This window comes from Kistimonas ophiarachnellae, assembly GCF_057552235.1.
In genome coordinates this window covers 304,907-330,026 of record NZ_BAAJPA010000002.1, presented here as the reverse complement: position 1 = coordinate 330,026, position 25,120 = coordinate 304,907, and the positions used below count along the sequence as shown (strand labels likewise).

At 53.9% G+C, this 25,120-nt stretch carries 22 protein-coding genes and 2 tRNA genes; 22 read left to right on the top strand and 2 right to left on the bottom strand.

Annotated elements, in window-relative coordinates:
- Positions 1–25 precede the first annotated feature (25 nt).
- The 11 genes from gspF (at position 26) to bamJ (ending at position 7,280) form a co-directional block, all read left to right on the top strand.
- The gene (gspF, locus tag AC27K1_RS03700) at positions 26–1,246 is read left to right on the top strand and encodes a type II secretion system inner membrane protein GspF (RefSeq protein WP_487148394.1); all 1,221 of its coding nucleotides are present in this window, start codon (positions 26–28) and stop codon (positions 1,244–1,246) included.
- A 21-nt stretch (positions 1,247–1,267) separates the two neighbouring features.
- Positions 1,268–1,705, top strand: coding sequence for a type II secretion system major pseudopilin GspG (gene gspG, locus AC27K1_RS03695; protein ID WP_487148393.1), 438 nt, complete (start codon positions 1,268–1,270; stop codon positions 1,703–1,705).
- 2 nt (positions 1,706–1,707) lie between these two features.
- Positions 1,708–2,199, top strand: a complete 492-nt coding sequence (gene gspH / locus AC27K1_RS03690) for a type II secretion system minor pseudopilin GspH (protein ID WP_487148392.1) — start codon at positions 1,708–1,710, stop codon at positions 2,197–2,199.
- Positions 2,200–2,236: 37 nt separating this feature from the next.
- Entirely contained in the window at positions 2,237–2,623 is a 387-nt protein-coding gene (gspI, locus tag AC27K1_RS03685) for a type II secretion system minor pseudopilin GspI (RefSeq protein ID WP_487148390.1), read from the top strand.
- Positions 2,584–3,282, top strand: a complete 699-nt coding sequence (gene gspJ / locus AC27K1_RS03680) for a type II secretion system minor pseudopilin GspJ (RefSeq protein WP_487148388.1) — start codon at positions 2,584–2,586, stop codon at positions 3,280–3,282. The genes gspI and gspJ overlap by 40 nt, the downstream gene beginning before the upstream one ends.
- A 47-nt stretch (positions 3,283–3,329) precedes the next feature.
- A complete protein-coding gene (gene gspK, locus AC27K1_RS03675; RefSeq protein ID WP_487148386.1) occupies positions 3,330–4,289 on the top strand; it encodes a type II secretion system minor pseudopilin GspK in 960 nt (319 codons plus the stop codon).
- A gap of 3 nt (positions 4,290–4,292) precedes the next feature.
- Entirely contained in the window at positions 4,293–5,663 is a 1,371-nt protein-coding gene (gspL, locus tag AC27K1_RS03670) for a type II secretion system protein GspL (protein ID WP_487148384.1), read from the top strand.
- 51 nt (positions 5,664–5,714) lie between these two features.
- The gene (gspM, locus tag AC27K1_RS03665; RefSeq protein ID WP_487148383.1) at positions 5,715–6,221 is read left to right on the top strand and encodes a type II secretion system protein GspM; all 507 of its coding nucleotides are present in this window, start codon (positions 5,715–5,717) and stop codon (positions 6,219–6,221) included.
- A 141-nt stretch (positions 6,222–6,362) separates the two neighbouring features.
- Positions 6,363–6,438 (top strand) — tRNA-Val (locus tag AC27K1_RS03660).
- Positions 6,439–6,459: 21 nt separating this feature from the next.
- A tRNA-Asp gene (locus AC27K1_RS03655) sits at positions 6,460–6,536 on the top strand.
- A gap of 126 nt (positions 6,537–6,662) precedes the next feature.
- Positions 6,663–7,280: a BamJ family beta-barrel-assembly machinery protein gene (bamJ, locus tag AC27K1_RS03650; protein WP_487148381.1), complete on the top strand. Its 618-nt coding sequence runs from the start codon at positions 6,663–6,665 to the stop codon at positions 7,278–7,280.
- A 13-nt stretch (positions 7,281–7,293) separates the two neighbouring features.
- Here the strand turns inward: bamJ and AC27K1_RS03645 are convergent, their stop codons facing one another.
- Complete coding sequence (locus AC27K1_RS03645; protein WP_487148379.1) at positions 7,294–8,325, bottom strand: AraC family transcriptional regulator; 1,032 nt, start codon at positions 8,323–8,325, stop codon at positions 7,294–7,296.
- 217 nt (positions 8,326–8,542) lie between these two features.
- On the opposite strand from AC27K1_RS03645, the gene AC27K1_RS03640 reads away from it, so the two are divergent.
- Both AC27K1_RS03640 and AC27K1_RS03635 read left to right on the top strand, forming a co-directional pair.
- On the top strand, positions 8,543–10,588 hold the full coding sequence (locus tag AC27K1_RS03640; protein WP_487148377.1) for an oxidoreductase: 2,046 nt from the start codon (positions 8,543–8,545) through the stop codon (positions 10,586–10,588).
- A gap of 404 nt (positions 10,589–10,992) precedes the next feature.
- Entirely contained in the window at positions 10,993–11,931 is a 939-nt protein-coding gene (locus AC27K1_RS03635) for a 1-aminocyclopropane-1-carboxylate deaminase/D-cysteine desulfhydrase (RefSeq protein ID WP_487148375.1), read from the top strand.
- Here AC27K1_RS03635 and AC27K1_RS03630 read toward each other — a convergent pair.
- On the bottom strand, positions 11,914–12,849 hold the full coding sequence (locus AC27K1_RS03630; protein ID WP_487148373.1) for a DUF1853 family protein: 936 nt from the start codon (positions 12,847–12,849) through the stop codon (positions 11,914–11,916). The two genes, AC27K1_RS03635 and AC27K1_RS03630, sit on opposite strands and share 18 nt — an antisense overlap.
- A gap of 91 nt (positions 12,850–12,940) precedes the next feature.
- Here AC27K1_RS03630 and AC27K1_RS03625 point away from each other — a divergent pair, with 91 nt between their 5' ends.
- The 9 genes from AC27K1_RS03625 to AC27K1_RS03585 all read left to right on the top strand — a co-directional run bounded on the left by AC27K1_RS03625 (position 12,941) and on the right by AC27K1_RS03585 (position 25,108).
- Positions 12,941–13,822, top strand: a complete 882-nt coding sequence (locus tag AC27K1_RS03625) for an NAD(+) kinase (RefSeq protein ID WP_487148372.1) — start codon at positions 12,941–12,943, stop codon at positions 13,820–13,822.
- A 55-nt stretch (positions 13,823–13,877) separates the two neighbouring features.
- Entirely contained in the window at positions 13,878–14,876 is a 999-nt protein-coding gene (locus AC27K1_RS03620) for a metallophosphoesterase (protein ID WP_487148371.1), read from the top strand.
- Between the two features lie 15 nt (positions 14,877–14,891).
- The gene (locus tag AC27K1_RS03615) at positions 14,892–15,776 is read left to right on the top strand and encodes a rhomboid family intramembrane serine protease (protein ID WP_487148369.1); all 885 of its coding nucleotides are present in this window, start codon (positions 14,892–14,894) and stop codon (positions 15,774–15,776) included.
- 32 nt (positions 15,777–15,808) lie between these two features.
- Positions 15,809–16,081 carry a YeaC family protein gene (locus tag AC27K1_RS03610; RefSeq protein WP_487148368.1) on the top strand — a complete coding sequence of 91 codons (273 nt, stop codon included), beginning with the start codon at positions 15,809–15,811 and terminating at the stop codon, positions 16,079–16,081.
- 21 nt (positions 16,082–16,102) lie between these two features.
- The gene (locus AC27K1_RS03605; protein WP_487148366.1) at positions 16,103–16,960 is read left to right on the top strand and encodes a DUF2797 domain-containing protein; all 858 of its coding nucleotides are present in this window, start codon (positions 16,103–16,105) and stop codon (positions 16,958–16,960) included.
- 100 nt (positions 16,961–17,060) lie between these two features.
- The gene (gene pepN, locus AC27K1_RS03600; RefSeq protein WP_487148364.1) at positions 17,061–19,706 is read left to right on the top strand and encodes an aminopeptidase N; all 2,646 of its coding nucleotides are present in this window, start codon (positions 17,061–17,063) and stop codon (positions 19,704–19,706) included.
- 673 nt (positions 19,707–20,379) lie between these two features.
- Positions 20,380–22,425 (top strand): DUF1302 domain-containing protein, encoded by a 2,046-nt coding sequence (locus tag AC27K1_RS03595; protein ID WP_487148362.1) that lies wholly within the window; start codon positions 20,380–20,382, stop codon positions 22,423–22,425.
- A gap of 74 nt (positions 22,426–22,499) precedes the next feature.
- Entirely contained in the window at positions 22,500–23,870 is a 1,371-nt protein-coding gene (locus tag AC27K1_RS03590; protein WP_487148361.1) for a DUF1329 domain-containing protein, read from the top strand.
- Between the two features lie 188 nt (positions 23,871–24,058).
- Entirely contained in the window at positions 24,059–25,108 is a 1,050-nt protein-coding gene (locus AC27K1_RS03585; protein ID WP_487148359.1) for a WD40/YVTN/BNR-like repeat-containing protein, read from the top strand.
- Positions 25,109–25,120: the final 12 nt, after the last annotated feature.

The following is a 25,120-nucleotide window of genomic DNA, read 5'->3' as shown; positions in this document are numbered from 1 at the left end:
AGGCTGGAGGGCGTGGAAGAATATCATGGCTGCGTATGAATACCTGGCGCTGGATGAAAATGGCGCTCAGCAGCGGGGAACCCTTGAGGCGGACAGTCAGCGCCAGGTCCGTCAAGTGCTTCGTGACAGGGAGTGGACGCCTCTGCAGGTTGATGCAGTGGCAGAGCATAAAACGCAACAGGGAGAGTCACGCTTTCAGGGAATAGGGCGTGGTATTTCTGCTTCGCAGCTGGCATTGATCACGCGCCAGTTCGCCACCCTGATCCAGGCCGCCATGCCCATCGAGGAAGCCCTGCAGGCCGTTGCTGCACAGCAGGAAAAAAGACGCCTCAAAAATATGTTGCTTGCCATCCGCTCCAGGGTTCTGGAAGGGTTTACCCTCGCGCAGGGTATGGATGCCTTTCCCGGTCATTTTCCGCAAATGTATCGCGCCACCATTGCGGCCGGTGAACATGCCGGTTACCTGGACAAGGTGTTGAATCAGCTGGCTGATTATACTGAGCAGCGCATGCAGTCACGGCAGAAGGTACAGCTGGCGTTGCTGTATCCGGTGATATTGATGCTGGCCTGTGTGGGTATTGTCAGTTTTCTGCTGGGTTATGTCGTGCCGGATGTCATCAAGGTCTTTATTGACAGTGGGCAGGCGCTGCCGTTAGTGACCCGTGGGCTTATTGCTGTCAGTGAGGCCTTTCAGCAGTTCTGGCCGTGGATGCTCGGTATCGGTGTTTTGCTGTTTTTTGCTGCACGTTATGCGCTGGCACAGTCCGATATACGGTTACGATGGGACCGGCAGCTTTTAGGCTTCCCGGTCATCGGGCGCTTCAGTCGGTCGCTGAATACGGCCCAGTTTGCCGGGACATTGAGTATTTTGACCCGCAGCGGTGTCTCACTGGTAGATGCATTAATCATTGCGGCCCAGGTCGTGGGTAATGAGGCCATGAAGGCTTCGGTGAAAACCGTGGCAAGAAAGGTTAGCGAAGGGTGCAGTTTGCATCGGGCGCTGGAGGAATCCGGTTATTTTCCACCACTGATGCTGCATATGATCGCCAGTGGTGAAGCAACCGGTGAGCTGGAATCCATGCTCGACCGGACGGCTGCGAACCAGCAGATGGAACTGGAAAACCGGATGGCGATGCTGGTCGGATTGTTTGAACCCCTTATGCTGGTCGTGATGGGGGGCGTGGTGCTGGTGATCGTGTTGGCGATTTTGCTGCCAATTTTGAATATGAATACATTGATTGGGTAATCGGTGTCAGGAGGTTAAGGCATGATACAGGACAGGCGGCAGGGTGGTTTTACACTCATAGAGATTATGGTGGTTGTGGTCATTCTGGGCATATTGGCGGCGCTGGTGGTTCCAACGATCATGAGTCGGCCCGATCAGGCGAAAGCGACAGTGGCCAGAACTGACGTCAATGCGATTGCCAGTGCGTTGGAAATGTACCGGCTGGATAATGGTTTTTACCCGAGTACCGAGCAGGGGCTTGATGCATTGGTAACGGAACCCACGGGCAGTCCAGAGCCCCGGCGCTGGAATCCTGATGGTTACCTGCCGAAGGTGCCTGTCGATCCCTGGGGGCATCCCTACCAGTATGAAGTGCCGGGTACACACAATACCCGCAGTTTTGATATCTATTCGCTGGGAGCGGATGGCCGGGTCGGTGGTGATGGCATCAATGCGGAAATTGGTAACTGGGAAGACTGAACGTGCAACAGACGTTCCGTCAGCAGGGCTTTACGCTCATTGAAATATTGGTGGTCATATTGATCATCAGCATTATTTTGGGGGTCACTATCCTTGCGCCCCGGTCGTCTGGATCTGCGCAGGCATTGCTGGATGAGTCACAGCGCTTACAGATTTTAATGGAGCAGGCTCGTGACCGGGCGTTGCTTGATGGGCAGGAATATGGGCTGTCCGCGGCAGCAGACCGTTATTACTGGTGGCGCTGGTCCAGGGAAGATGAGGCATGGCGCAAACTGGAGGATGCACAATACAAACCTCACCCGTTGCCGGATCGGATACAGCTGGAAATGATCGAGCCGCTGCTGACATCCACGCTTGCTGACAATGATAATAAGCCGATGATCGTAATGTTCAGTGATGGGTTAATGACGCCATTTAAGCTGAGTATGGTTACGGATCACGAACAAATCGTGGTGCTGTCATCTGATGGCTTTGCAGCGGTGACCGTTCATTGAGTGGGAATAGGGTATTGGCCAGTAAAGGAGCTAACGGTTGAAGCAGGATATGTCAGGATTCACGCTGTTGGAGGTGATGATAGCCCTGGTGATTTTTGCCGTGGCGGCTTCAGCCCTGCTTCTGTCTGACGGTAATGCTGTCAAACGCACTGCCCAGATACAGGATAGAATCGCGGCCAATTGGCTGGCGGACCAGGCGATCAATCATTTCTATCAGGATGCAGACAACCTGCAGGCAGGTAGCTTTGGTGGGCCGCAGGTGATGTCTGGACGTGACTGGTATGTACAGAGTGATGTCAGTGAAACCAGTAAAGCCGGTTTTTATCGTGTTGATGTGAGTGTCTTCCAGGGGAATCAGTTGCCGGAAAACAGGAGGGAGGCGATATGGGGTCTGACCGGATTCCTGCACAAGCCCCTTCGCTGAAGCGGGCAGGCGGCTTTACCCTGCTGGAGCTGTTAATCGCGATCGCCATTTTCGCCCTGATCGCCACGGCCTGTTACCGGCTGTTGAAATCCGTTACCCAAATGCAGGAGGCTTCGACGGTCGTCTGGGATAATGCCGGCACCATGCAGCGTGCCCGGTTGATGATGGAAAAAGACCTGCTGCAGCTGGCGATGCGACCTGTCAGGGATGAGTTCGGACAACGCCTGCCGGCCTTGATAGCGGGGCAGGACGGCAAATTGCTCGAGTTCACACGTTCCGGTTGGCGCAATATCACGGGCCAGTTACGCAGTGATCTGCAACGGGTTTCCTATGAGTTCTCTGATCGACAGTTGGTCCGGCGGTATTGGCCGGTGCTGGATCGGGGTATATCACTGGAACCCCAGCGCCAGGTGTTAATGGATGATGTCGATGCAATCCGTTTCCGTTTTCGTGACAATCGGAAACGCTGGCACAAAACGTGGCCGCCGCAATCAGAGCAGCAAAGCCTGCGACCTTACATGCTACCGGCACTGGTTGAGGTTGTGATTGAGCATCCTGATTATGGTTACATCAGAATGCAACTACCGGGTGTGAGTTACCAGCCACAGGTGCAGACCCGGACGTCATCGCCTTCGCAGAATAACGGGGGAAGCGGCTGATGCGACCGGGCAGGGGGCGTTTTGTGAGACGGTCGCGGGAATCTGGCGTGGCGCTGATTTTTGTATTGCTGATTTTTGCCATTATTGCGGTAGTGGCGACCAATATTGCCACGAAGCTCTACCATAATACGGAAAAGCAGTCTCGGTATTTGCAGTATGTGCAGGCGAAACATTATGCGCTTGGTGCAGAGCAATATGTGGCGTTACTGTTGCAGGAAGATAAAAAAAAGGACAGGCAGGACGGGAAGGCTGTTGATCACTGGTTTGAGCCCTGGGCGGATGCGAATGACAGTTTCGAGGTTGACGAAGGGGAAATTACCATTCAGGTGCTTGATGACCAGGGACGTTTTAACCTGAATCTCCTGGCTGATGGTCAGAGTAAGGAAATTCTGGAAACGCTGGTTCGAATCCTGTCCTATGAAAAAATTGATCCGAGACTTGCGTACCGTATCAGGGACTGGATTGATTCGGGTCAGGAGGTTGCTGGCAGTGGGGGAGAAGATAGCCTCTATTTGACAGCCTCTCCGCCTTATCGAACCGGTGATACCCTGATGGCATCAGTCTCTGAACTAAAGCTGTTGCAGATTTTGACGCCCGAGGAATACCAAAGGTTGTTGCCTCATGTCACCGTCTTGCCTGACAGTAAGACCGGGCTGAACGTGAATACCATGACGGCTACTGTGTTTCAGAGTTTGTCTGACCGGTTCAGCGAGTCTGATGCCAAAGCCTTTGTTGAGGGACGGGGGCGGGAAGGGTTGTCGGATATGGATATGTTCAAGAAACACCCTCTGGTCAATGGAAAACTGGATGCAAAAGTCATTGAGGCATTGCACATGGATGTAAAAAGCCGTTTTTTCAGTGTTTATGTCAAGGCGGTGTACCGTGATGTCACGTTTTATCTCCATTCCCGGCTTGCCAGGGATGATGAAGGCAAAGTAACGGTAGTTGGTCGAGAACTGGATGTGTCCCCGAAGTGGGTTGCAGCCCTGCGTGAGTCGGTGAGGTGATTGATGAATCAGGAACTTGTCATTCGTATCATGCCATCTGTGCATGGAGAAGGCGCAACTTCCCCTGTGCAGTGGGTGGTGAGAGGGCAAGCGACGGAAGAAGCCGTAAACGAAGCATTGACCATCCGGCAGGGTACCTTTGCTGATCTGAAGGCCTGGGCGGAACAGGTGCAGGAGGAAGTACCGGAGCAGTGGCCAGAGCAGATAACTGTGTTATTGCCGGGAACTATGGCCGGACTCCAGCGGTTGAATGTAACGACTGCCCAGAAAAAGCACCTCCAGCAGGCGCTGCCTTACCTGATCGAGGAAAGCCTGGTCGGCACTGTCGAAAACCAGCACATTGTGGGTTTACCTGAAGCTGGCCGGGACAGTGTGCTTGCGGGACACATCCCGGTTGACGCGATGCAGCAGCTGCTGGCGACATTCGCTGAGATCGGGATTGAGCCTGTCAGTGTTGTCCCTGAGAACAGCCTTTGGCATACCGATGAGGATACGGTTCTGCTGCTGTTTGAGCAGGGCATGGTGACGATTGGAACCCATGGCAAGCCGACACAGACCGTTGACCGCGAGGTTCTGCCTTTATTGCTGAACCCGTTTTTCAGGCAGTCTCAAGACAGTCCGGTTGTTGAAGAACAGGCCGGTGATGCTGCCTCTGATGCGCCAGGCGACTCCATTACCCGGATAAAAATACTCTACGAGCGATCGGAGGACGACGTTGATATCGCGTCCTGCGAAGCCCTGGAAGGCGAAGGTGTTTCCATAGAGAAACAGGCAGTGCATGGCGGAAGTGTCCTGTCTGCGCTGGTGTCGTTGTTGTCAGAAAAACGCAGGGCGAGAGCGCTGGTGGAATTTCGCAGTGGAGCTTTCAAATGTCCTAAAAAGGCGGGTAAGCGCTGGCGACAGTGGCGTCCGGTCGCCTGGGTGGCGGGGATATGGATCGCGATTGAGTTCGTGTTTTATGTGGGGCAGGGATTCTGGTTTCAGCACCAGGCGGAGAATTATTATGCCCAGAACTACGCACTCTATAAGGAGATCAATCCGGGGGACCGTTCCGTTGTGGATGTCAGGAACCGGTTCAATAGTCTTCTCAAGCGTGCTGGTACATCCAGCGTAAGCAATGGATTCCTGCAGGTGCTTAACACGATGTCCCGTGTAAGTAGTGAGGCTGCAGCCAAGGGTGTAGAACCCAAGAGTCTGGATTTCAATGAGAGCGGTGACGGTGTGACACTGAACGTCGCTGCTGTGAGCTTTGAGGCGGTTAACCGATACCTTGAAGCACTTCGTGAAGCCGGTCTGAAAGCGACCATGGAAACCGCGAACCAGGAAGGCAGCACCGTGATTGCACGGCTCAGTATCAAGTCGTCCCAGTCTTAACCGGGACTGGGTTGGATTCCGTTGATTTACTGGTAAGGATTGAACGTTATCATGGGTAAATTGTCAGAGGCGCTAGCACCATACCTGGAACGTTTGCGGGACTATTATGCGCAATTGTCCAGCCGTGATCAGCGGGCCCTGCTCGTGTTGTCGATTTTTTTCGCGGTGCTGTTTGTCTATTTTGCAATCTGGCACCCTGTGGCCAGCTGGTCAGCCAAGCAGCGCGCGGATTATGTCTATGAAAAGGAAACCCATGCGTTGATGATGGCAAACCTGGATCGGGCAAAGTCTGTGGTTTCGGCTTCTACTCATATGACTCCCACCAAAGACGCTGCTTCAGTGATTGCGTCTTCCGGTAAGCGATCCGGCCTGGCATTGACCCGTGTGCAGCCCGCCCGTCAGGGGGTTTCGGTATGGATTGATGACGTGCCTTACCAGAAGCTGCTGGGATGGCTGATTTACCTCAACGAAAAAGAGCAACTCCAGGTTCGTCAGATTCGCATTGATCGGACAGAAAAGGACGGCGTCGTTAAAGTGTTCATGCGATTGTCGTATTAAAGGGCGGATATCTTAAATTTGTCGTATTTTCGCTGAATGGGCATTGACCTGCACCGGTAAATCTGTAGAATGCGCTTCCCGTAGCCACTTGCAGACGTCAGTGACAACCTTCTCCGCGAAGGTGGCGTTTGAAAGCGTGTTGGGTGATTAGCTCAGCTGGGAGAGCATCTGCCTTACAAGCAGAGGGTCGGCGGTTCGATCCCGTCATCACCCACCAAGACAAGTGCTGCGAAAAAGCGGACCGGTAGTTCAGTTGGTTAGAATGCCGGCCTGTCACGCCGGAGGTCGCGGGTTCGAGCCCCGTCCGGTCCGCCATATCAGAAAGCCTGCAATCATTGATTACAGGCTTTTTTAATGTCTTTAATACACGTTTGTCGTGTATCCCTTTCTCCTGTCCATTCTGATATTCTTGCCCCCTTTACCCTACAGCGGAGCAGTTGAATGTCTCATTACGAAACCCACGAACAGCAGGCCAGTTACGGTATCGGTCGTCAGATGGGTGACCAGCTGGCCGGGCAGAGCTTTGAAGGGCTGTCCATTGAAGGCGTCCAGCAGGGCCTGGCGGATGCGCTGCGTGGGGAAGGTTGGGCTGTTGAGCCTGCCCTGGTCAAGGAAGCGTTTTCCGTGATCAGCCAAAAAATGCAGGCTGCCCATGAAGAGAAAGCCAAGGCGCTGATGGCAGAAGGCGAAGCTTACCTGGCAGAAAATGCCAAGCGGGATACCGTCAAGGTAACCGAGTCTGGTCTGCAGTATGAAATTATTGTTGAGGGTGAAGGCGCGCTGGCTTCACGCGATAATACCGTACGTGTTCACTACCACGGTATGCTGGTCGATGGCACTGTCTTTGACAGTTCTGTAGCACGTGGTGAACCGGCTGAATTCCCGGTGACAGGTGTTATTGCCGGTTGGGTTGAAGCACTGCAGATGATGCGTGTGGGCGACAAGTACAAGCTGCATATTCCCCATAACCTGGCCTATGGTGAGCGTGGTGCAGGTGCCGCGATTCCTCCGTATGCCGCCCTGGTTTTTGATGTCGAACTGCTCGATATCGTTGCCTGATCGCTAATCTCTCCTATCGATTCCGGCGGCCGGCCTGATGCTGTCGCCGGAACTCTCCCGGTGTGATGCCGCACCAACGCTTAAAGGCTCGCTGGAACGCTTCTGTTGACGAAAAACCGGTCATGAAGGCAATTTCTGACAGGGCATAGTCTGACTCCTTCAGCCAGGCGCAGGCCAGCGATTGCCGCGTTTCATCCAGTACTTGTTTGAAGCTGGTTGCTTCTTCCTGCAGTTTGCGCCGCAAAGTCCATGCGGACAGATGCAGGTTTTCAGCGATATCATCCAGGGTGGGGGTGGTTTCGGGTAGAACGGTGGCGATGAGCTGAGCCGTTTTACTGCGATAGCTGTTCCATTCTGCCAGACTGTGTAGTCTTTGTTCGCACTGGCTGAGAAAGAGCGCATGATCTGCTCGATTGGAAAACAGGCATGGAATGGATCTTATATCGTTTTCGAGAACCAGCTGGTTATGCGCCTGTCCAAAAAGTACAGGCAAGCTAAAAGCATCAACGTACTCCGCCACGTAATGGGGGGCCGGGAATTCAAAGTGTACTTCCCTGACCAGATTGTTTTTTCCGGTCAGTAATTCACATAACTGGCGCCAGCTGCTTAAAACACTGTCGACAACAAAGCGGTTGTATTCGTTGTACGGGGCAATGGAATAAAACCGGAAGATGCAGGCATCGGCTGTTTCCATATAGCGGGATTGTCCGCGAATATTGCGCCCGTATAAGGGCTCAAACCGCGCCAGCAGTAACAGCGCTTCACCCAACGTAGAAGCGGTCATGGCGGTATACCCGCAGAGGCCCAATCCAAACAGGCGGCTGTGTTCGCCGGCTTTCAGTCCCAGCGCCGGATTGCCGGTCAATTCAATCAGTGCGTGCCCCAGCCGCATGAAACGGCCGATAGAGATCCATTGATGCTGGCTGTCCAGCATCTCGGGTGTAATACTGAACCGCTCAAGGACGGGGATCGGATCATAACCGCTGCTGCGGGTAGCGTTCAGCAGTGGCAGGGCAAAATTCAGCGACAACTCACCCAGCTTCATCGTTCAATGTGCATCCACGGTCAGTGATTTGTTGTTTTCGGTCATTGTTTCGGTATGTCCTTACGATTACTGTCGTCTGGACAATAAACCGGATTCTAAACCGTGAATAACGGCGGACAAACCCTCGTGAGCATCATCACGTCATTGAATGTCCTCAATGTCGCTGCTTCACGTATAACAACAGTCATACCGCCTGCTGATGAATGAGGAGAATCGCATGTCAGGACACGACAAATACCCGCACCTGCTGGAACCGCTGGATCTCGGTTTCACCACACTGCGTAACCGGACCCTGATGGGTTCCATGCATACCGGGCTTGAAGAGCGTCCGAAAGGCTTTGAGCGTCTTGCTGCTTTCTATGCCGAACGTGCCCGCGGTGGTGTTGGCCTGATTGTGACAGGCGGTATCGGGCCGAATGCCGAAGGTGCCGTGGCCATGGGCGCTGCCAAGCTGAATACGGAAGAAGAAGCTGAAGAGCACCGTGTTGTGACAGAAGCTGTCCATAAGGAAGGTGGCAAGATCTGCATGCAGATTCTCCATGCCGGCCGTTACGCCTATAGCCCAAAAAGTGTTGCCCCTTCTGCAGTTCAGGCGCCCATCAACCCCTTCAAACCCCATGAGTTAACGGAAGAGGAAATCGAAGGGCAGATTCAGGATTTCATCAATTGCGCTGCACTGGCACAGAAAGCCGGGTACGACGGTGTTGAGATCATGGGTTCTGAAGGGTATTTCATTAACCAGTTCATTGCCGAGCGGGTTAACAAGCGAACGGATCGCTGGGGTGGCAGTTATGAGAACCGTATTCGCTTGCCGCTCGAAATTATTCGTCGTGTGCGTGAGCGGGTAGGGACGGATTTCATCATTATTTATCGCCTGTCCATGCTTGACTTGGTGGAAGGCGGCAGTGTCTGGGATGAAATCGTCACCCTGGCGAAAAAGGTGGAAGCAGCCGGCGCCACCCTGATCAATACCGGGATTGGCTGGCATGAAGCCCGTATTCCCACCATTGCCACCATGGTGCCTCGCGCGGCGTTTACGGATGTGACCGCGAAACTGAAAGGTGAAGTAGGTATTCCGCTGGTCACAACCAACCGTATCAATACCCCCGAGGTGGCGGAAGATGTGCTGGCGAACGGTCAGGCGGACATGGTCTCCATGGCGCGCCCCTTCCTGGCGGATGGTGAATTTGTCATCAAGGCTGAGCAGGATCGTGCAGATGAAATCAACACCTGTATCGGTTGTAACCAGGCCTGCCTGGATCACACTTTCCAGGCCAAACTGACCAGCTGCCTGGTCAATCCCCGCGCCTGTCATGAGACCGAGCTGAATTATATTCCGCTGAAACAGGAAGAAACCCGTAAAAAGATTGCCGTTGTGGGTGCGGGTCCTGCGGGTCTTGCCTTTGCGACAGTGGCGGCTGAACGGGGACATGCGGTGACCTTGTTTGACCAGGCCGATGATATCGGTGGTCAGTTTAACGTGGCCAAGCTGATTCCGGGTAAGGAAGAATTTTATGAAACCCTGCGTTACTTCCGTCGCCGCATTGAATTGACCGGTGTCGATCTGCAGCTGGGCCAGAAGGTTACGGCGGGGGATCTGCTGGGTATCGGTTTTGATGAAGTGGTGCTGGCAACCGGCATTGTGCCCAGAACACCGGCCATTGAGGGCATTGAGCATGAAAAAGTGCTGGGCTATCTGGATGTTCTGAAGCATGGCAAGCCCGTGGGTAAGAAAGTCGCGGTTATCGGTGCCGGCGGTATCGGTTTTGATGTGGCGGAATTCATTACCCACGACGGCGAGTCCAGCAGTTTAAGTAAGGAAGCCTTCTTCAAAGAGTGGGGAATTGACAAGGATTTCAATGTTCGCGGCGGTGTTGAAGGGATGTCGCAGGAATTACCACAGTCTCCCCGGGAGGTCTTCCTGCTGCAGCGCAAGAAGAGCAAGGTGGGGCAGAACCTGGGTAAGACCACTGGCTGGATCCACCGGGCAACCCTGAAGCACAAGAATGTCGTGATGCTCAATAAAGTGGAATACCTGAAGGTCGACGACGAAGGGCTGCATATCCTGCAGGATGGCGCAGCCAAGGTGCTGCCTGTAGATACGGTGATTGTCTGTGCCGGACAGGAACCCCTGCGTGAACTGCAGGCCGGGATTGAGGCCGCCGGTGTCAACGTCCACCTGATCGGCGGCGCTGATGAGGCGGGTGAGCTGGATGCCAAGCGGGCAATCGACCAGGGTTCACGTTTGGCTGCCGTGATCTGATCACACCACGCTATAAGCATTGAGAAAATGCCGCGGCAGTTTTCCTGTCGCGGCATTTTTTATCGTGGATGTCGTGTGACAGCATACGCGACGAATGGGGTGGAAGCGCCCTGTCAGATTACATATCACCGTGCAGGCGCGACGAACAATCCCGTGGCTGTCACTGATTCACGGCCCGCTGCCATGGGTATGATCCTTGCCGGGCAGGTGGTCGTTGCGGTAGAGATAAACCCGCCGCATGTCGGATCACGCAGTGATGACAGGGTTTACAGACAGGGCAAATTGGATAGTAAGGTCTGAATATGCCCGTCAGGGCTGCAACCCGGGCCGGGGCTGACCTGGGGCTGACCTGGGGCTGACAATGGTGAATAATACACCGCACGACTGCTTTCCGGATCGTTTCCATGGTTTCGCCTTCTGATCTGATTCCCGGGTTAACAGAACCTGTTCCGCTACAACATTTAGTGATTCAAAAAGGGCCGCTGGCATCTATCCATCTGGATGTGCTGCGCCTGGACCAGATGCATCCATTGGTCAGTGGCAACAAGTGGTACAAGCTCAAATATAATCTGGATAAATGTCTCAAACATGGGATTCAAACAGTGGTCAGCTTTGGTGGCGCCTGGTCAAACCACCTGCATGCGTTAGCGGCTGCTTGTCAGGTCGTTGGGCTTGAAGCTGTTGGCGTTATTCGTGGTCAAAAACCTGATGCGCTCTCGCCGTCCTTGAAAGATATGCAGGCAATGGGGATGCGTCTGCATTTTGTGACGCGTGAGGCATATCGTCGGCGCTATGATACTGAGTTCCATAGTGAGCTGGTCGACGCCCTGGGTTGTGATCCCACCGTAACCCGTATTATTCCGGAAGGTGGCAGTAATGCTTCTGCGATGCAGGGATGTGCGGAAATCCTGTCTCTGCATGGTATTCAGCCCGACGATTACGATTGCATTGCAGCGGCCTGTGGAACAGGGGCAACACTTGCCGGTTTGATTTCAGGGGCGGAAGGAAAAGGGCGCTTTATTGGCGTGCCGGTCTTGAAAGGAGGCGATTTTCTTATTCAGGATATTCGTAAGCGGTTGATGGATTTTGGTTGTGATCATCAAAACTGGACGCTCAGGACGGAATTTCATTGTGGTGGCTATGCGCGCCAGACGGATGAACTGCAGCAGTTTATATGTCGATTTTCTGAGGAAACCGGCGTGCCTCTGGATCGGGTTTATACCGGCAAGCTCTTTTTTGCGCTGGAACAGTTAGTTGAAAACGGCGATATTCTGCCCGGCAGTCGCATCCTGGCGATTCATACCGGTGGTTTGCAGGGAAACCGTTCACTGACCGAGCCGTAAGCGAGCCTGATCTTCCCAGTCATCGGGTACAAGGAAGAAGCGGGAAGTTTCGCAGTACTGATCATTCTTTGCAGTGAATCCGGCCAGCATAACAGGGCCTCGGTATTGCTTGAATAATGACTCGGCATTTGTGCGTAACCAGTCGACAGTATGCCTATTTGCATTGTCGACCTTTGACGTTTGGTCATCCAGCGGAGGTGTAATCCACTGACGCTTGTTTAAGTAGCTAACACCGTCGATCTGCTTGCTTTTGGCATAGTGATCCAGTGCTCTGGCCGTTAACCAGTCGCCATGCAGATGACTGTCAGATAGCAGATCAGGCACCGTTATTGGGGCTTCAAAGGGGTAAAACAGGCAGCCCTGTAAAAGGATTTCGCTGACAACTTCCGTGATGCCAAGGGCTTCCAGGGAGTGACGGCCTTCTATTGTCTGGCTTAACACAGACTGGTGATGAAGCAATCGGTCAACCTTGAGATCGAACCGATCCTCAAGGCCTGGGCCAAACCAGCCGGCAAGTGAGTTCGTGCCGGACAGCCCCAGGTAGAATTTGACCGCCATTTCCCGATGCACATAGGCATTTCGGGTGCTGCAGTAATAGATCAGGTCAAATTCGCCTACGGTGCGTTTCCCTGACTGAACCTGGCGATTGCAGCTGATCACCCGGGTCTCCGGTAAATGCCGGAAGATGGCCTGCCAGAGCGTTTCATAATAGACGCCGAGAAGATGATGCCTTTTATCCTGTAACTCACCCAGCAGCGCATCAAGGCTGTTCGTCAGGTCGTCCATCGCGGGTCGAACAGACGGCGGCAAGGTAGACGCCAGTAATGCAGGGTGCTGTTGGCGATCAAGCAGAACCGGACATTCCAGCAGCCACCGGATCGTTGCCTGTAGCGTATCTGTAGAAAAATTGACGCTCATACCTCAGTCTTCCCGAGAAACCCTGTGACGGTCAGTGCCGTGGACGTTTATAATGGACAGTAACATCTATTTCTCATAACCAATGGTTTTCATGGAACAGTTCAAGAACATTGGGATTATCGGTCGTCTGGGCAGTGTCCAGGTTGTAGAGACACTCAAGCGACTGAAACAGTTTCTGTTGTCCCGTCACCTGCACGTTATTCTGGAAGAGCCATTGGCGCAACTGTTACCCGGTCACGGGCTGCAGGTCTGCAACCGGAAAATGATGGGGGAAATCTGTGACCTGGTGATCGTGGTGGGTGGCGACGGCAGTATGCTGGGCGCAGCCCGGGCGCTGGCGCGGCACAACGTGCCGGTGCTGGGTGTAAACCGTGGCAGCCTGGGATTTCTCACAGATATCCAGCCTGACAACCTGGAAGAACAGGTTGGCGAAGTGCTGGAAGGTAAATATATCGTTGAGAGCCGCTTCCTGCTGGAAATGACCATCAAACGCGAAGGCGAGGTCATTGGCCGCGCTGGCGCCCTGAACGAAGTGGTGCTCCATCCGGGTAAGGCGACACGGATGATCGAGTTTGAACTCTTCATTGAAGGGCAGTTCGTCTACAGCCAGCGGTCTGACGGGTTGATCGTCGCCACGCCGACCGGTTCGACGGCCTATGCGCTGTCAGGCGGTGGCCCGATCATGCATCCCCGTCTGGACGCCCTGGTGCTGGTGCCGATGTTCCCCCATACCCTGAGCAGCCGTCCGATCGTCATTGACGGCAACAGCGAACTGAAAATTGTCATCGGCCGCAATAACCCGACCTACCCGCAGCTCAGTTGCGATGGCCAGGTGCATATCACGTCAGCGCCGGGTGATACCGTGACTGTCCATAAAAAGCCCTACAAACTGCGTCTTATCCATCCCCTCAATCATAACTACTACGAAGTATGCCGCACCAAGCTTGGGTGGGGTAACCGTCTGGATAACTGAGCGCGCTGCGCTGTCCAAGTTGTTCAGGCACTGATTTCCTGGATTGGAGTACGTCATGGAATATGCAGACAGTGTGTGCCATCAGGGCTATGACCTGATTGGCGATGTCCACGGCTGCAACAACACCCTGTGTCGGCTGCTGGCCGAGCTGGGTTACAGACAGGTGGATGGCGTCTGGCGTCATCCGGACCGGCAGGCGGTGTTTGTCGGCGATATTGTCGACCGGGGCCCCCGGATCCGGGAAGCCCTGCGGACTGTGCGGGATATGGTGGAAGCCGGCGCTGCACAGTTGGTCATGGGTAACCATGAATACAATCTGCTGGCGTTTTTGACGCCCGGCACCGAGGGTTCCGGGCTGGAATACCTGCGTTCCCATACGGAGCGTAATTGTCGGCTGGTCAGGGAAACCCTGGAGCAATTTGCCGGTCATGCCGATGAGCTGGCGGATCATGTCCAGTGGTTGATGTCCCTGCCATTATTTCTGGAATTTCGTCGATTCCGTGTGGTGCACGCCTGCTGGGATCCCCGCCTGATTGGTGAATTCCGCCGTCGTTATCAGCGCAATACGATCGACAGTGATTTCCTGCAGGAATCTGCGGTCTACGGCAGTTTTGCCAACCGGACGGTGGATCATCTGCTGCGGGGCATTGACCTGCCCTTGCCGGACGGGATGACCATGACCAGCAAGGATGGCCTTGTGCGCCGGTTTTTCCGGGCCGCTTTCTGGCAGCAATACCCGGACACCCTGAACGATGTGGTTTTCCAACCCGATCCGCTACCGCCGGAGCTGGCGGGCTGCAAGCTGACACCGGATGATCTGGAACGTATACCCTATTATGATCCGGACCAGCCCCCGCTGTTCTTTGGCCACTACTGGCGCTCCGGCACACCGGCGCTGATCCGGCCCAATATTGCCTGTCTGGACTACAGCGCCGTCAAATATGGCAAGCTGGTCGCTTACCGGATGAGTCATGAGCGATGGCTCAAACACAGTCATTTTGTCTGGGTGGATGTGGACCCGGACGAGCCATTCAAGGCTTCGGCTGCTTTTTAATGATGCGAGACAATCATGCAACGTGTACTTGAACTGTCTATGGAGATAGACCTGTTACCTTTTTCCGCCTTTCTCTGGCGGGAGGGGATTGCCCACCGGATCACCGAGGAAGGGGGGCGCCAGGTGTTGTGGCTGGAGAATCCGGCCAGTACGGCACAGGTGGAGCAGTTTTATGCTGACTGGCAGGCGGGTCTGCTGCAGCTTGGCGAAGTGAAAATTCAATGGTGGAAGCGTCATGGCCTGATGAGCGGCCCGCTGGCGGACTGGAAGCGCATCCCGGCGACACTGCTGTTTCTGGTTGCGTGTTTGGTGGTGGCCTTCATAACCCGCCTGGGCAATGATTACCAGACGATTGCCTGGTTCTCATTTCTGAATTTTGACATTGCCGGGGAATACATTCGCTTCGTGCCCTTGTCCTACAGTCTGTCCCACGGGGAGTATTGGCGTTTGCTGACGCCCATTTTTCTGCATTTCGGCATTCTGCACCTGGCGTTCAACATGCTCTGGTTGCTGGAGTTCGGGCGTCGGCTGGAGTTGCATCATGGCAGTCTGTTTATTGCGCTGCTCATTATTGTGACGGGGCTGGTTTCCAATATCGCCCAGTATCAGTTTGGTGGCAGTGTGGCCCTGTTCGGTGGATTCTCCGGCGTCATTTATGGCCTGATGGGCTTCCTGTGGATTCGGGAAAAAGAACAGCCGGGTCTCTACGGCGTACCCTCCGGGATTTACATGTTTATGTTGATCTGGCTGGTGATTGGTTTTACCGGCGTACTGGGGGCGATCGGGTTTGGACAGATGGCCAATACCGCGCATGCCGGCGGCTTGTTAAGCGGTGCGGCCTGCGGCTGGTTGTACAACCGTTTTCGGGGCGAAAAACAAAACATTGTAAAAGATGCCTGAACGCCACAGCGATGCTGTGACAAGGGGGAATAATGGATTTTGAGCAGTTAATCAAAACAATGACGCCTGAAACCGTGGCGAACCTGCGTCGTGCAGTGGAGCTGGGGAAGTGGCCCGACGGACGCAAACTGACACCGGAGCAGCGTGAATCCAGCCTGCAGGCCGTGATTGCCTGGGAAAGTCACCATCTGCCCGAGAGTGAGCGTACCGGTTACATGGCCCAGGCCTGTAGTTCGCATAAAAATGAAACGTCGTCCGAAGAAAGCTCGGGCAATGAAACCATTCTGCGGTTCAGGGACGCCTGAGCCCGGAAGAGGGAGTGTAAGTTGACAGAACAGGTAATAACCGGCGCCAAAGTCCTTTCGGGGGCGCTCAGGAAAATGCGCGGTGAGCTGGTGGATGGTGTGGTGCACTACCAGCTGCCGGTGGGTGAGGATTTATTGCCACTCAATGCATTGATCGGTGAAAAGCTCTCGATCCATTATGCGGGCGCTATTCATTGCGTCCATTGTGGCCGGAAGACCAAGAAAAGCTTTAACCAGGGATTCTGCTATCCCTGTTTCCGCAAGCTGGCCGCCTGTGACAGCTGTATCATGAGTCCCGAAAAATGCCACTATGATGCGGGCACCTGTCGTGAGCCTGAATGGGGTGAGCGCCACTGCATGACCGATCATGTGGTTTATCTGGCGAATTCATCCGGCATCAAGGTCGGCATTACCCGCCTGAGCCAGGTGCCGGTGCGCTGGATTGACCAGGGCGCTGTCGAGGCGCTGCCGATTTTCCGGGTCGCAACCCGTCGATTGTCCGGCCTGGTGGAAGATTTGTTTCGCTCGGCCGTGAAGGACCGTACCAACTGGCGCGCGATGGTGAAGGGGCAGGTTCCCGAAATGGACTTGGCCACTGAGCGTGACGCCCTGTTTGACCGTTTTGGTGATGATATCGCGGCAATGCAGCAGGAGCACGGCGTCCAAGCCATCCAGCCGGTGCTGGATGCACAGAGCTACCGCTTCAGTTACCCTGTTCAGCAATACCCGGTCAAGGTGACCTCCTTTAACCTGGACAAGACACCACTGGTCGAAGGGGTGCTGCAGGGTATCAAGGGACAATACCTCTTACTGGATACCGGAGTGATCAATATCCGGAAATTTACCGCCTACCAGGTGGACGTTTCCGTGGCCAATTGAGACCAGAAGTCTCACGTTTCACAGGGAATGATTGATCTAAGGAACAAGCCGTCCATTGGTCTGTCTGAAAGAGAGAGGCCATGACAACAAGGAGCATACGATGAAAGACGCACAACCCGGCGCGATCTATCTCAAGGATTACCAGGCACCCGATTACTGGATCGACAAAACCGATCTGTCGTTTGACCTGGGCGAACACGAAACCCGGGTCACGGCCCGCCTGCAGTTCCGGTTGAATAAAGACCGGCACAGTAGTCAGCTGCCAGCGCTGGTACTGCATGGCAATGCGGATATGAAGCTGGATCAGGTGAAAATGGATGGTGTCGAGCTGACGTCAGAGCAGTACACGTTGACGTCGGAAACCCTGACCCTGCCCGTAAGCAGTGATCACTTTGAGACCGAGATTGTCTCGGTGCTGGCGCCGCAGGACAACACGTCGATGGAAGGGTTATACAAGTCCGGCGGCATGTACTGCACCCAGTGTGAGGCAGAAGGATTTCGTCGTATTACCTGGTACCTGGACCGGCCTGATGTGATGTCGCTGTTCACGACCCGGATCACCGCCGATAAAGCGAACTACCCGGTGCTCTTGTCCAATGGTAACTGCATTGAGCAGGGTGAAACGGAGGATGGCCGCCACTGGAAAGTGTGGGAAGATCCGTTCAAAAAGCCAGCTTATCTTTTTGCACTGGTGGCGGGCAATCTCGTGTCCGTGGAGGATACCTTCACGACCCGGAGTGGCCGCGATGTTACCCTGCAAATCTTTACCGAGTCGCACAATATTACCAAGTGCGACCATGCGATGCGTTCCCTGAAAAAATCCATGCGCTGGGATGAAGAAGTCTATGGTCGTGAATATGACCTCGATATCTTCATGATCGTCGCCGTCGATTATTTCAATATGGGCGCGATGGAGAACAAGGGATTGAATATCTTCAATTCCTCCTGCGTACTCGCACGTCCGGATACCGCAACCGACAACGCCTTCCAGCGGATTGAGGCGATTGTTGCCCATGAATATTTCCATAACTGGTCTGGCAACCGGGTCACCTGTCGGGACTGGTTCCAGCTCAGCCTGAAGGAAGGGTTTACGGTCTTCCGGGATTCTGAATTCTCCGCAGACATGAATTCCCGTACCGTGAAGCGGATTGAGGATGTCAATCACCTGCGCAGCGCCCAGTTTGCCGAAGATGCCGGCCCCATGGCGCACCCGGTTCGACCATCGTCGTTTATTGAGATTTCCAACTTCTACACGCTGACGGTATATGAGAAAGGGGCGGAAATTGTCCGGATGATTCATAACCTGGTGGGTAAGGAGGGATTCCGGAAAGGGAGCGATCTCTACTTCGAACGGCATGATGGCCAGGCGGTGACCTGTGAGGATTTTGTCCGTGCCATGGAAGATGCCAATGGTATCGACCTGGGCCAGTTCATGCGCTGGTATACCCAGGCCGGTACACCGGTGCTGGATGTCACCGACAGTTATGACGCTGACAACAAGCGTTACGTGCTGGAGGTCACCCAGAGCTGTCCGGCAACGCCGGGGCAGGACGAGAAAGAGCCGTTCCATATTCCGCTGGCGATCGGTCTGCTATCACCAGCGGGTGTCAACCTGCCAGTGGGTGATAAGGGTGAAACGACAATGGTGCTGGAAGTGCGCGAAGCCAGCCAGCAGTTTGTTTTCGAGAATATGGCAGAAAAGCCCCTGCCGTCGCTGCTGCGGGGATTCTCTGCGCCGGTCAGGCTGAACTACGACTACAGTCGTGAAGATCTGCTGTTCCTGATGCGTCATGATGAGGACGGGTTCAACCGCTGGGACAGCTGTCAGCGACTGGCGACCGAGACCATTCTTGATCTCGTGCGCGATATTCAGGCGGCAAAACCCCTGTCGCTGGACTCACGGTTGATAGAGGCATGGCGCGAACTGCTGGAAGACGAAACGGCCGATAAGGCCATGGTGGCGGAAATGCTGTCGTTGCCGTCTGAGCAGTGGCTGTCTGAACAAATGGCGGTTATTGATGTCTATGCGATCCATGAGGCGCGGGAGTTTGTCCGGGCAGAGCTGGCGAAGAGCCTGAGTGAACCGCTTCAGTCGGTCTATCGTGGGCTGGCCGTTGAAAAGCCGTACAAGCCGGAAGCGGAAGATATTGCCGAACGACAGTTGAAGAATATCTGCCTGGGTTATCTCACGGAGCTGGACTCTCCGGCAATGTTGGCATTGGCGGAAACCCAGTTCAATAATGCCACCAATATGACTGACCAGATGGCGGCGTTGTCCTGTGTCGTGAATGGCGCGCATCGATCTGCACCGGAAAAGGCAGACGCATTGCTGTCGTCTTTCCATGAGCAGTGGAAGAATGATGCCAATGTGATGGATATGTGGTTGTCTGTGCAGGTTTCCGGGGCGCGGATGGGTTCGCTGGAGCGTGTGAAACAGTTGATGGAGCATCCGGTCTTTGATTATCGCAACCCGAACAAGCTGCGGTCGCTGATCGGCGCCTTCTGTATGCGTAACCTGAAATGTTTCCATGACCTGTCAGGTGAAGGGTACGCATTCCTGGCGGACAATATTATTCGCCTCGATAAGCAAAACCCCCAGATTGCCGCCCGTATGCTGACGCCGCTGACGCGCTGGCGTCGTTACGACGAACAGCGCGGTGCACTGATGAAAGCGGCGCTTGAGCGTATCCAGGCCAATGAGTTGTCCAGGGATGTCTTTGAGGTGGTCAGTAAATCCCTGGCGTAACATTTTTTGTTACTGGATCATTAAAACTGTTACCCGGCCATTGAGAAGTGTTACCGGGTAACTGATTTCCTCTCAAAAAAAACGGAATTGACGGGTGCCTGTCGTCAATTCCGTTTTTTTGTTCCTGTCTCAATGGGTAATACCAATCGCTTGCTCTAATGACGTTATAACTGCCAGCGGTCTGGAAGACTGGCTATAAAGACGACCAGGTTTGCTTTGTTGACGTAGGTCGGTTCGCTTGCGAGCTACGCTCTACCGGCAGACGACGTCGGCTTCCTTCGGAAACCGACCTACCCATGAAACCTGCAAATTTCAGCAAGCAATACAGAACAGGCGACCGAGCCTTAAACCGCGGTTAGAAAAATCAGTTGGGATTGCTTGCCGCGATATTTAATCATCTTTTATTTTCTTGCCCTATTGACATCTTGCTTACGGTGCAAAAAGGCACGCTGGTATTAAATTTGCTTAAACCGCCCTGAAAGTGGCTTCAGGCAGATGCCAGAGCGTTCGGTGGTTGATTTTCCGTGCGCCGCCTGTCATTCTCATGCCCGCCTGCGGGGGAAATGTCAGCATCCGGTAAGGGGCTGGTCAAGAAAAGTGGGCAAAGGCGAAGCCTGACAAAAATAAAGGGGCTCTGGGGCGCCCCGTCACAATCCACGGAGTTATCACGATAATGAAGAAGAAGCAGAACACACTGCCGACACCGATACGACTCGCACCGGCCGCCGCCGGTTTCACCCTGGCCAGTATCCTTGCGGTAGCACCTGTTCACGCTATCGAGTTTGAGCTGATGGATGGTGAAGTGACCGGGTCTGTTGATACCACGTTGTCTTATGGCGCAATGTGGCGTGTGCAGGGGCAGGATCGCAATAACGATGGTATTAACGGTAACGATGGTAATCGTAACTTTGATACCGGTCTGGTGTCCCAGGTTTATAAAATTACGACTGACCTCTCCCTGAATTATGAAAATTACGGTGCTTTTGTACGTGGCACGGCTTTTTATGATACGGAGTTCTGGGGAAGTAATAACTACGGTCAGGAAAGTTGGCATCCATCGCAGCCAAGCCAGGCGGGTATGCAAGGTTCCAGACCTGATAACCGTTTTATCAACGAATCCAAAGATATTTCAGGCAGAAACGCGGAAATACTGGATGCTTATGTGTACGGCAGCTGGGATATCGGTGATATGCCCCTGGATGTCCGTTTTGGCAAGCAGGTGTTCAGCTGGGGGGAAGGGCTGTTTTATCGGAATGGTATCAATACGACCAACCCGCTGGATGCGGCAAAATTCCGGCTTCCAGGTTCTGAGTTAAAAGAAGCGCTGGTGCCAGTGGAAGCCCTGGCTGTTAGCCTTGGTTTGACTGAAAACCTGTCTATGGACGCGTTCTACCAGTTTAATTTCCGTAGGACGCAAATTGATCCTGTTGGTTCCTATTTCTCGGAAACAGACTTGTTCGCAGAAGGTGGGAATACCGCTTATAACGAAGTTCCCAATGAATTGCTTGGAGGGGTTCCCGTCTTCCAGGGTATGACACAGCTGGGCAATGTTTCATCTGACTATGTGCAGAATGACGCTTTCAAGGTTGCAAGTATTGGCAGTGATATCAATGCCGATGACGATGGCCAGTGGGGTGTCTCGTTCCGTTACGTTGCCGAGGAGCTCAATGATACCGAGTTTGGTTTCTATTTTGTGAATTATCACAACAAGGAACCTCTCATTCACGCAAGTATTGATCCGGATTATGCACCTGATCTGGCGACAATCCAGGCTGATGCTCAGATAGTCGTTACACCTGGTGTCCAACAACAGGTTGCTGATGTCGCGGGTGTCACTCTTGCCCAGTTACAAGCCGTTATTGATAACCCCGCATTGAATCCGACACTTGCTCAATCGTATTCTGATGCTCTGACGACAGCTGTTACCGGTGCGACAAGCGCAGCTCTCGTATTTGATATGGCTGACAAGGTAGAAGCTAACCGGAAGTATGTTGAAGATATTCAGATGTACGGCTTCAGCTTCAGTACAACGTTTGGTAATACCTCTTTGTCAGGTGAACTTGCCTACCGTCCTAATATGCCGGTCAATATCTCTGCAACGGATGACCTGATCAGTGATCTGTTAAGTCAGGCCGGTACGATTGCTGCGGGTGGGGAGGCAACAATAGCCGGTCAGCAGGTTGCCCTGGGTGGTACCCTGGATAACTATGAGCGGGTTGAATCATGGAATCTGTCACTCCTGGCCATTCATAATTTTGGCCCAATGCTGACCTTTGACTCTTTGTTTGGTGTTGTTGAAGTTGCCTCTGAGCATCTGAGGGGCTCCAGCCTTAGCTATACAGATTTCGAAGGTAATGTCAGAAAGTTTGCTGGTCGTGGTGATTGCGATTACGCATCTTTTGAAGAAGGCACCTGTGATGAAGACGACCAGATCAGCCGCAATGCCTGGGGTTATAGCGCGGTTCTGGCCGGTACCTGGAATGATGTCTATGCAGGCGTCAACCTGAATCCTTATGTTCGCTGGAGTCAGGATGTAAAGGGTAACTCTCACCGTACCGGTAACTTCCTGGAAGGTAGCAACGCCATGACAATCGGTATGGATGCGGTTTACCTGAATAACCTGGAAGTGGGTGTTCAGTACACTGAGTTCACTGGTCCAAGCACCAGCTCTGTACGTGATCGTGACAATATCGGCATCAACGTGAAGTACTCCTTCTAATCCTTGCTAAAAAAGGTGCCGGTCGGATCGGGTGATCCGGCCGGAGCACACGATAATAAACGACGGATTAAAGTATGAAGTCAAAACTCCTCCTGACCGGCCTGGCCACCGCGCTGCTGGTGGCAGGCCAGGCAGTCGCCAAGGTCACACCGGAACAGGCGGCGGAACTGGGTAAAAGTCTGACGCCGCTGGGTGCTGAAATGGCAGGCAACAAGGCGGGTACGATTCCTGCCTGGAAACCCATTGCCGATGCTGAAATACCTGCAAGTTACAAGAATCCCGGGCAGCATCAGCCCAACCCGTATCCGGATGATAAGCCGCTGTTTACCATTACCGCGGAAAACCTGGATCAGTACCGGGACAACCTGACACCGGGACAGATCAAGCTGTTTGAAACCTACCCGAAAACGTTCAGTATGCCGATCTACCAGACGCGTCGTAACGCCCGGTTTCCTGAGCGGATTTATGAAAACACCCGGAAAGCGGCGACTAACGCTGAGCTACTGAAAGGCGGCAACGGTTTCAAGGGCGCCTTTGACGCCTATCCGTTCCCGATTCCCCAGAATGGCCTGGAAGCACTCTGGAACCATATTGTGCGTTACCGGGGGGAATACCTGGTTCGCCGTGCGTCTGAAGTCGCCGTACAGCGTAACGGTGATTACTCCCTGGTGACTTCGCAGCAGGAAGTGTATTTCAACTATAACAATCCGGCGAAATCTGAAGCTGAACTGGATAATATCCTGTTCTACTACCTGTCGTTCGCCAAGGCGCCGGCCCGTCTGGCGGGTGGCGCAGTGCTGGTTCACGAAACACTGGACCAGGTTGAAGAGCCGCGAAAGGCCTGGGGTTACAATGCCGGTCAGCGTCGTGTTCGCCGGGCGCCCAACCTGGCTTACGATACGCCGATTGCCGCGGCCGACGGTCTCCGTACTGCGGATGATACGGATCTCTACAATGGTGCGCCGGATCGCTACGAGTGGGAGCTGAAGGGCAAAAAAGAGATCTATATCCCATACAACAACTTCAACCTGATCAGTCCTGAGCTGAAGTACGACGATGTATTGATGGCGGGTCACGTAAATCCTGAACATACGCGCTATGAACTCCACCGTGTCTGGGAAGTCGAAGGCACGTTGAAGAAGGGTAAGCGTCATATCTACTCCAAGCGTGTACTTTATCTTGATGAAGACAGCTGGGGTGCGGCCCTTGTTGACCAGTATGATGGTCGTGGTGAGTTGTGGCGGGTCAGCATCGGTTACCTGATGAACTTCTATGACCTGCCGACGACCTGGACGGCGCTGGACGTGTTCCATGACCTTCAGGCGCGCCGCTATCATGTGCAGGGGCTGGGCAACGAGGAAAGCCTGTTCCTGGACTTCGCCCAGGCGATACCCAACGATCGCTACTTTAAACCCTCGTCGCTGAGGCGGAGAGGTCGTCGCTGATACGGTGGCGAAATACAAAAAAGCCACTGGAAACAGTGGCTTTTTTGCTGCAGTGAACGGGATGTGTGATTTCGGTATGCGCTTATCATTTTCTGATTTGTGCGTATAATCGGGCGCGTCGTGACTGAATACAGCGATAAAAAACACAGTCTAAGAATAATTCAATCATCTGTTTCCGGGGGATGAGTATGCATGGACTCTTCACCAAAGGGCCTTCGGGGTCCCGGGCTTTAACTGGCAAAGCCCTGAAGGGGATATCCGCAGCAGTTGCTCTGGCGTCTTCTCTTCACCTGTTTCCGGCCTTGGCGGCTGAGGCTGAGCCGCAGGGCAGTGATCATGCCGTGTTATCTGACAAGGCGGCTTCCTCCCTGTTACTGGATATCACCCGCGCCGGTGACAGTCAGCGGCTGGTCGCCGTTGGTGACCGGGGCCATATCCTGGTTTCCGACAATAACGGTTTTGACTGGAACCAGGTCAGTGTGCCGAGTCGGCAAATGCTGACAGCGGTGGACTTTCCGACGGCCAGCACCGGTTTCGCTGTGGGCCATGACGCTGTAATCCTCAAAAGCATTGATGGAGGTGACAGCTGGACGAAGGTCTATGATGACCTCGGTGCGGAAGTCCCCCTGCTGGACATCATGATGATCGATGACCAAACCGGTTTCGCCGTAGGCGCCTATGGCTACATCGTCCGTACGGAAGATGGTGGTGAAAGCTGGGAAGACTGGTTTGACATGATTGAGAACGAGGAAGAGTTCCACTACAACGCCATCAGCCGTACGCATAATGGCACCCTGCTGCTCGCCGGTGAAGCAGGCCTGCTTTATCGTTCTGTCGATGAGGGTGATACCTGGGAACTGCTCGACAGCCCTTATGAAGGCTCTTTCTTTGGCATTATTCCCAGTAGCGATCCTGAGTCGGCGGTTGTTTTTGGTCTTCGGGGTAATGCGTTTAAAACAACCGATGCCGGTAACACCTGGGTTGAGGTCGATACCGGTACGGACCAGACCCTGTTTGGCGCGGTGCATATCGATGGTAATGGCCAGGTGATTGTCGGCAATTCCGGAACCCTGTTTGAGATGAGCGATCCTGAGTCCCAGGTGCATACCCGCAGTGACCGTGCAACATTGCTGTCTGCCTCCGAGGCGCCGGATAACAGCCTGGTGGTTGTGGGGGAAACCGGCGTTCATCGCATGCCGGTAGGCAAGCAACCTGTCGCGACACTTTCAGAGCAATAAAAACGGGGTTTC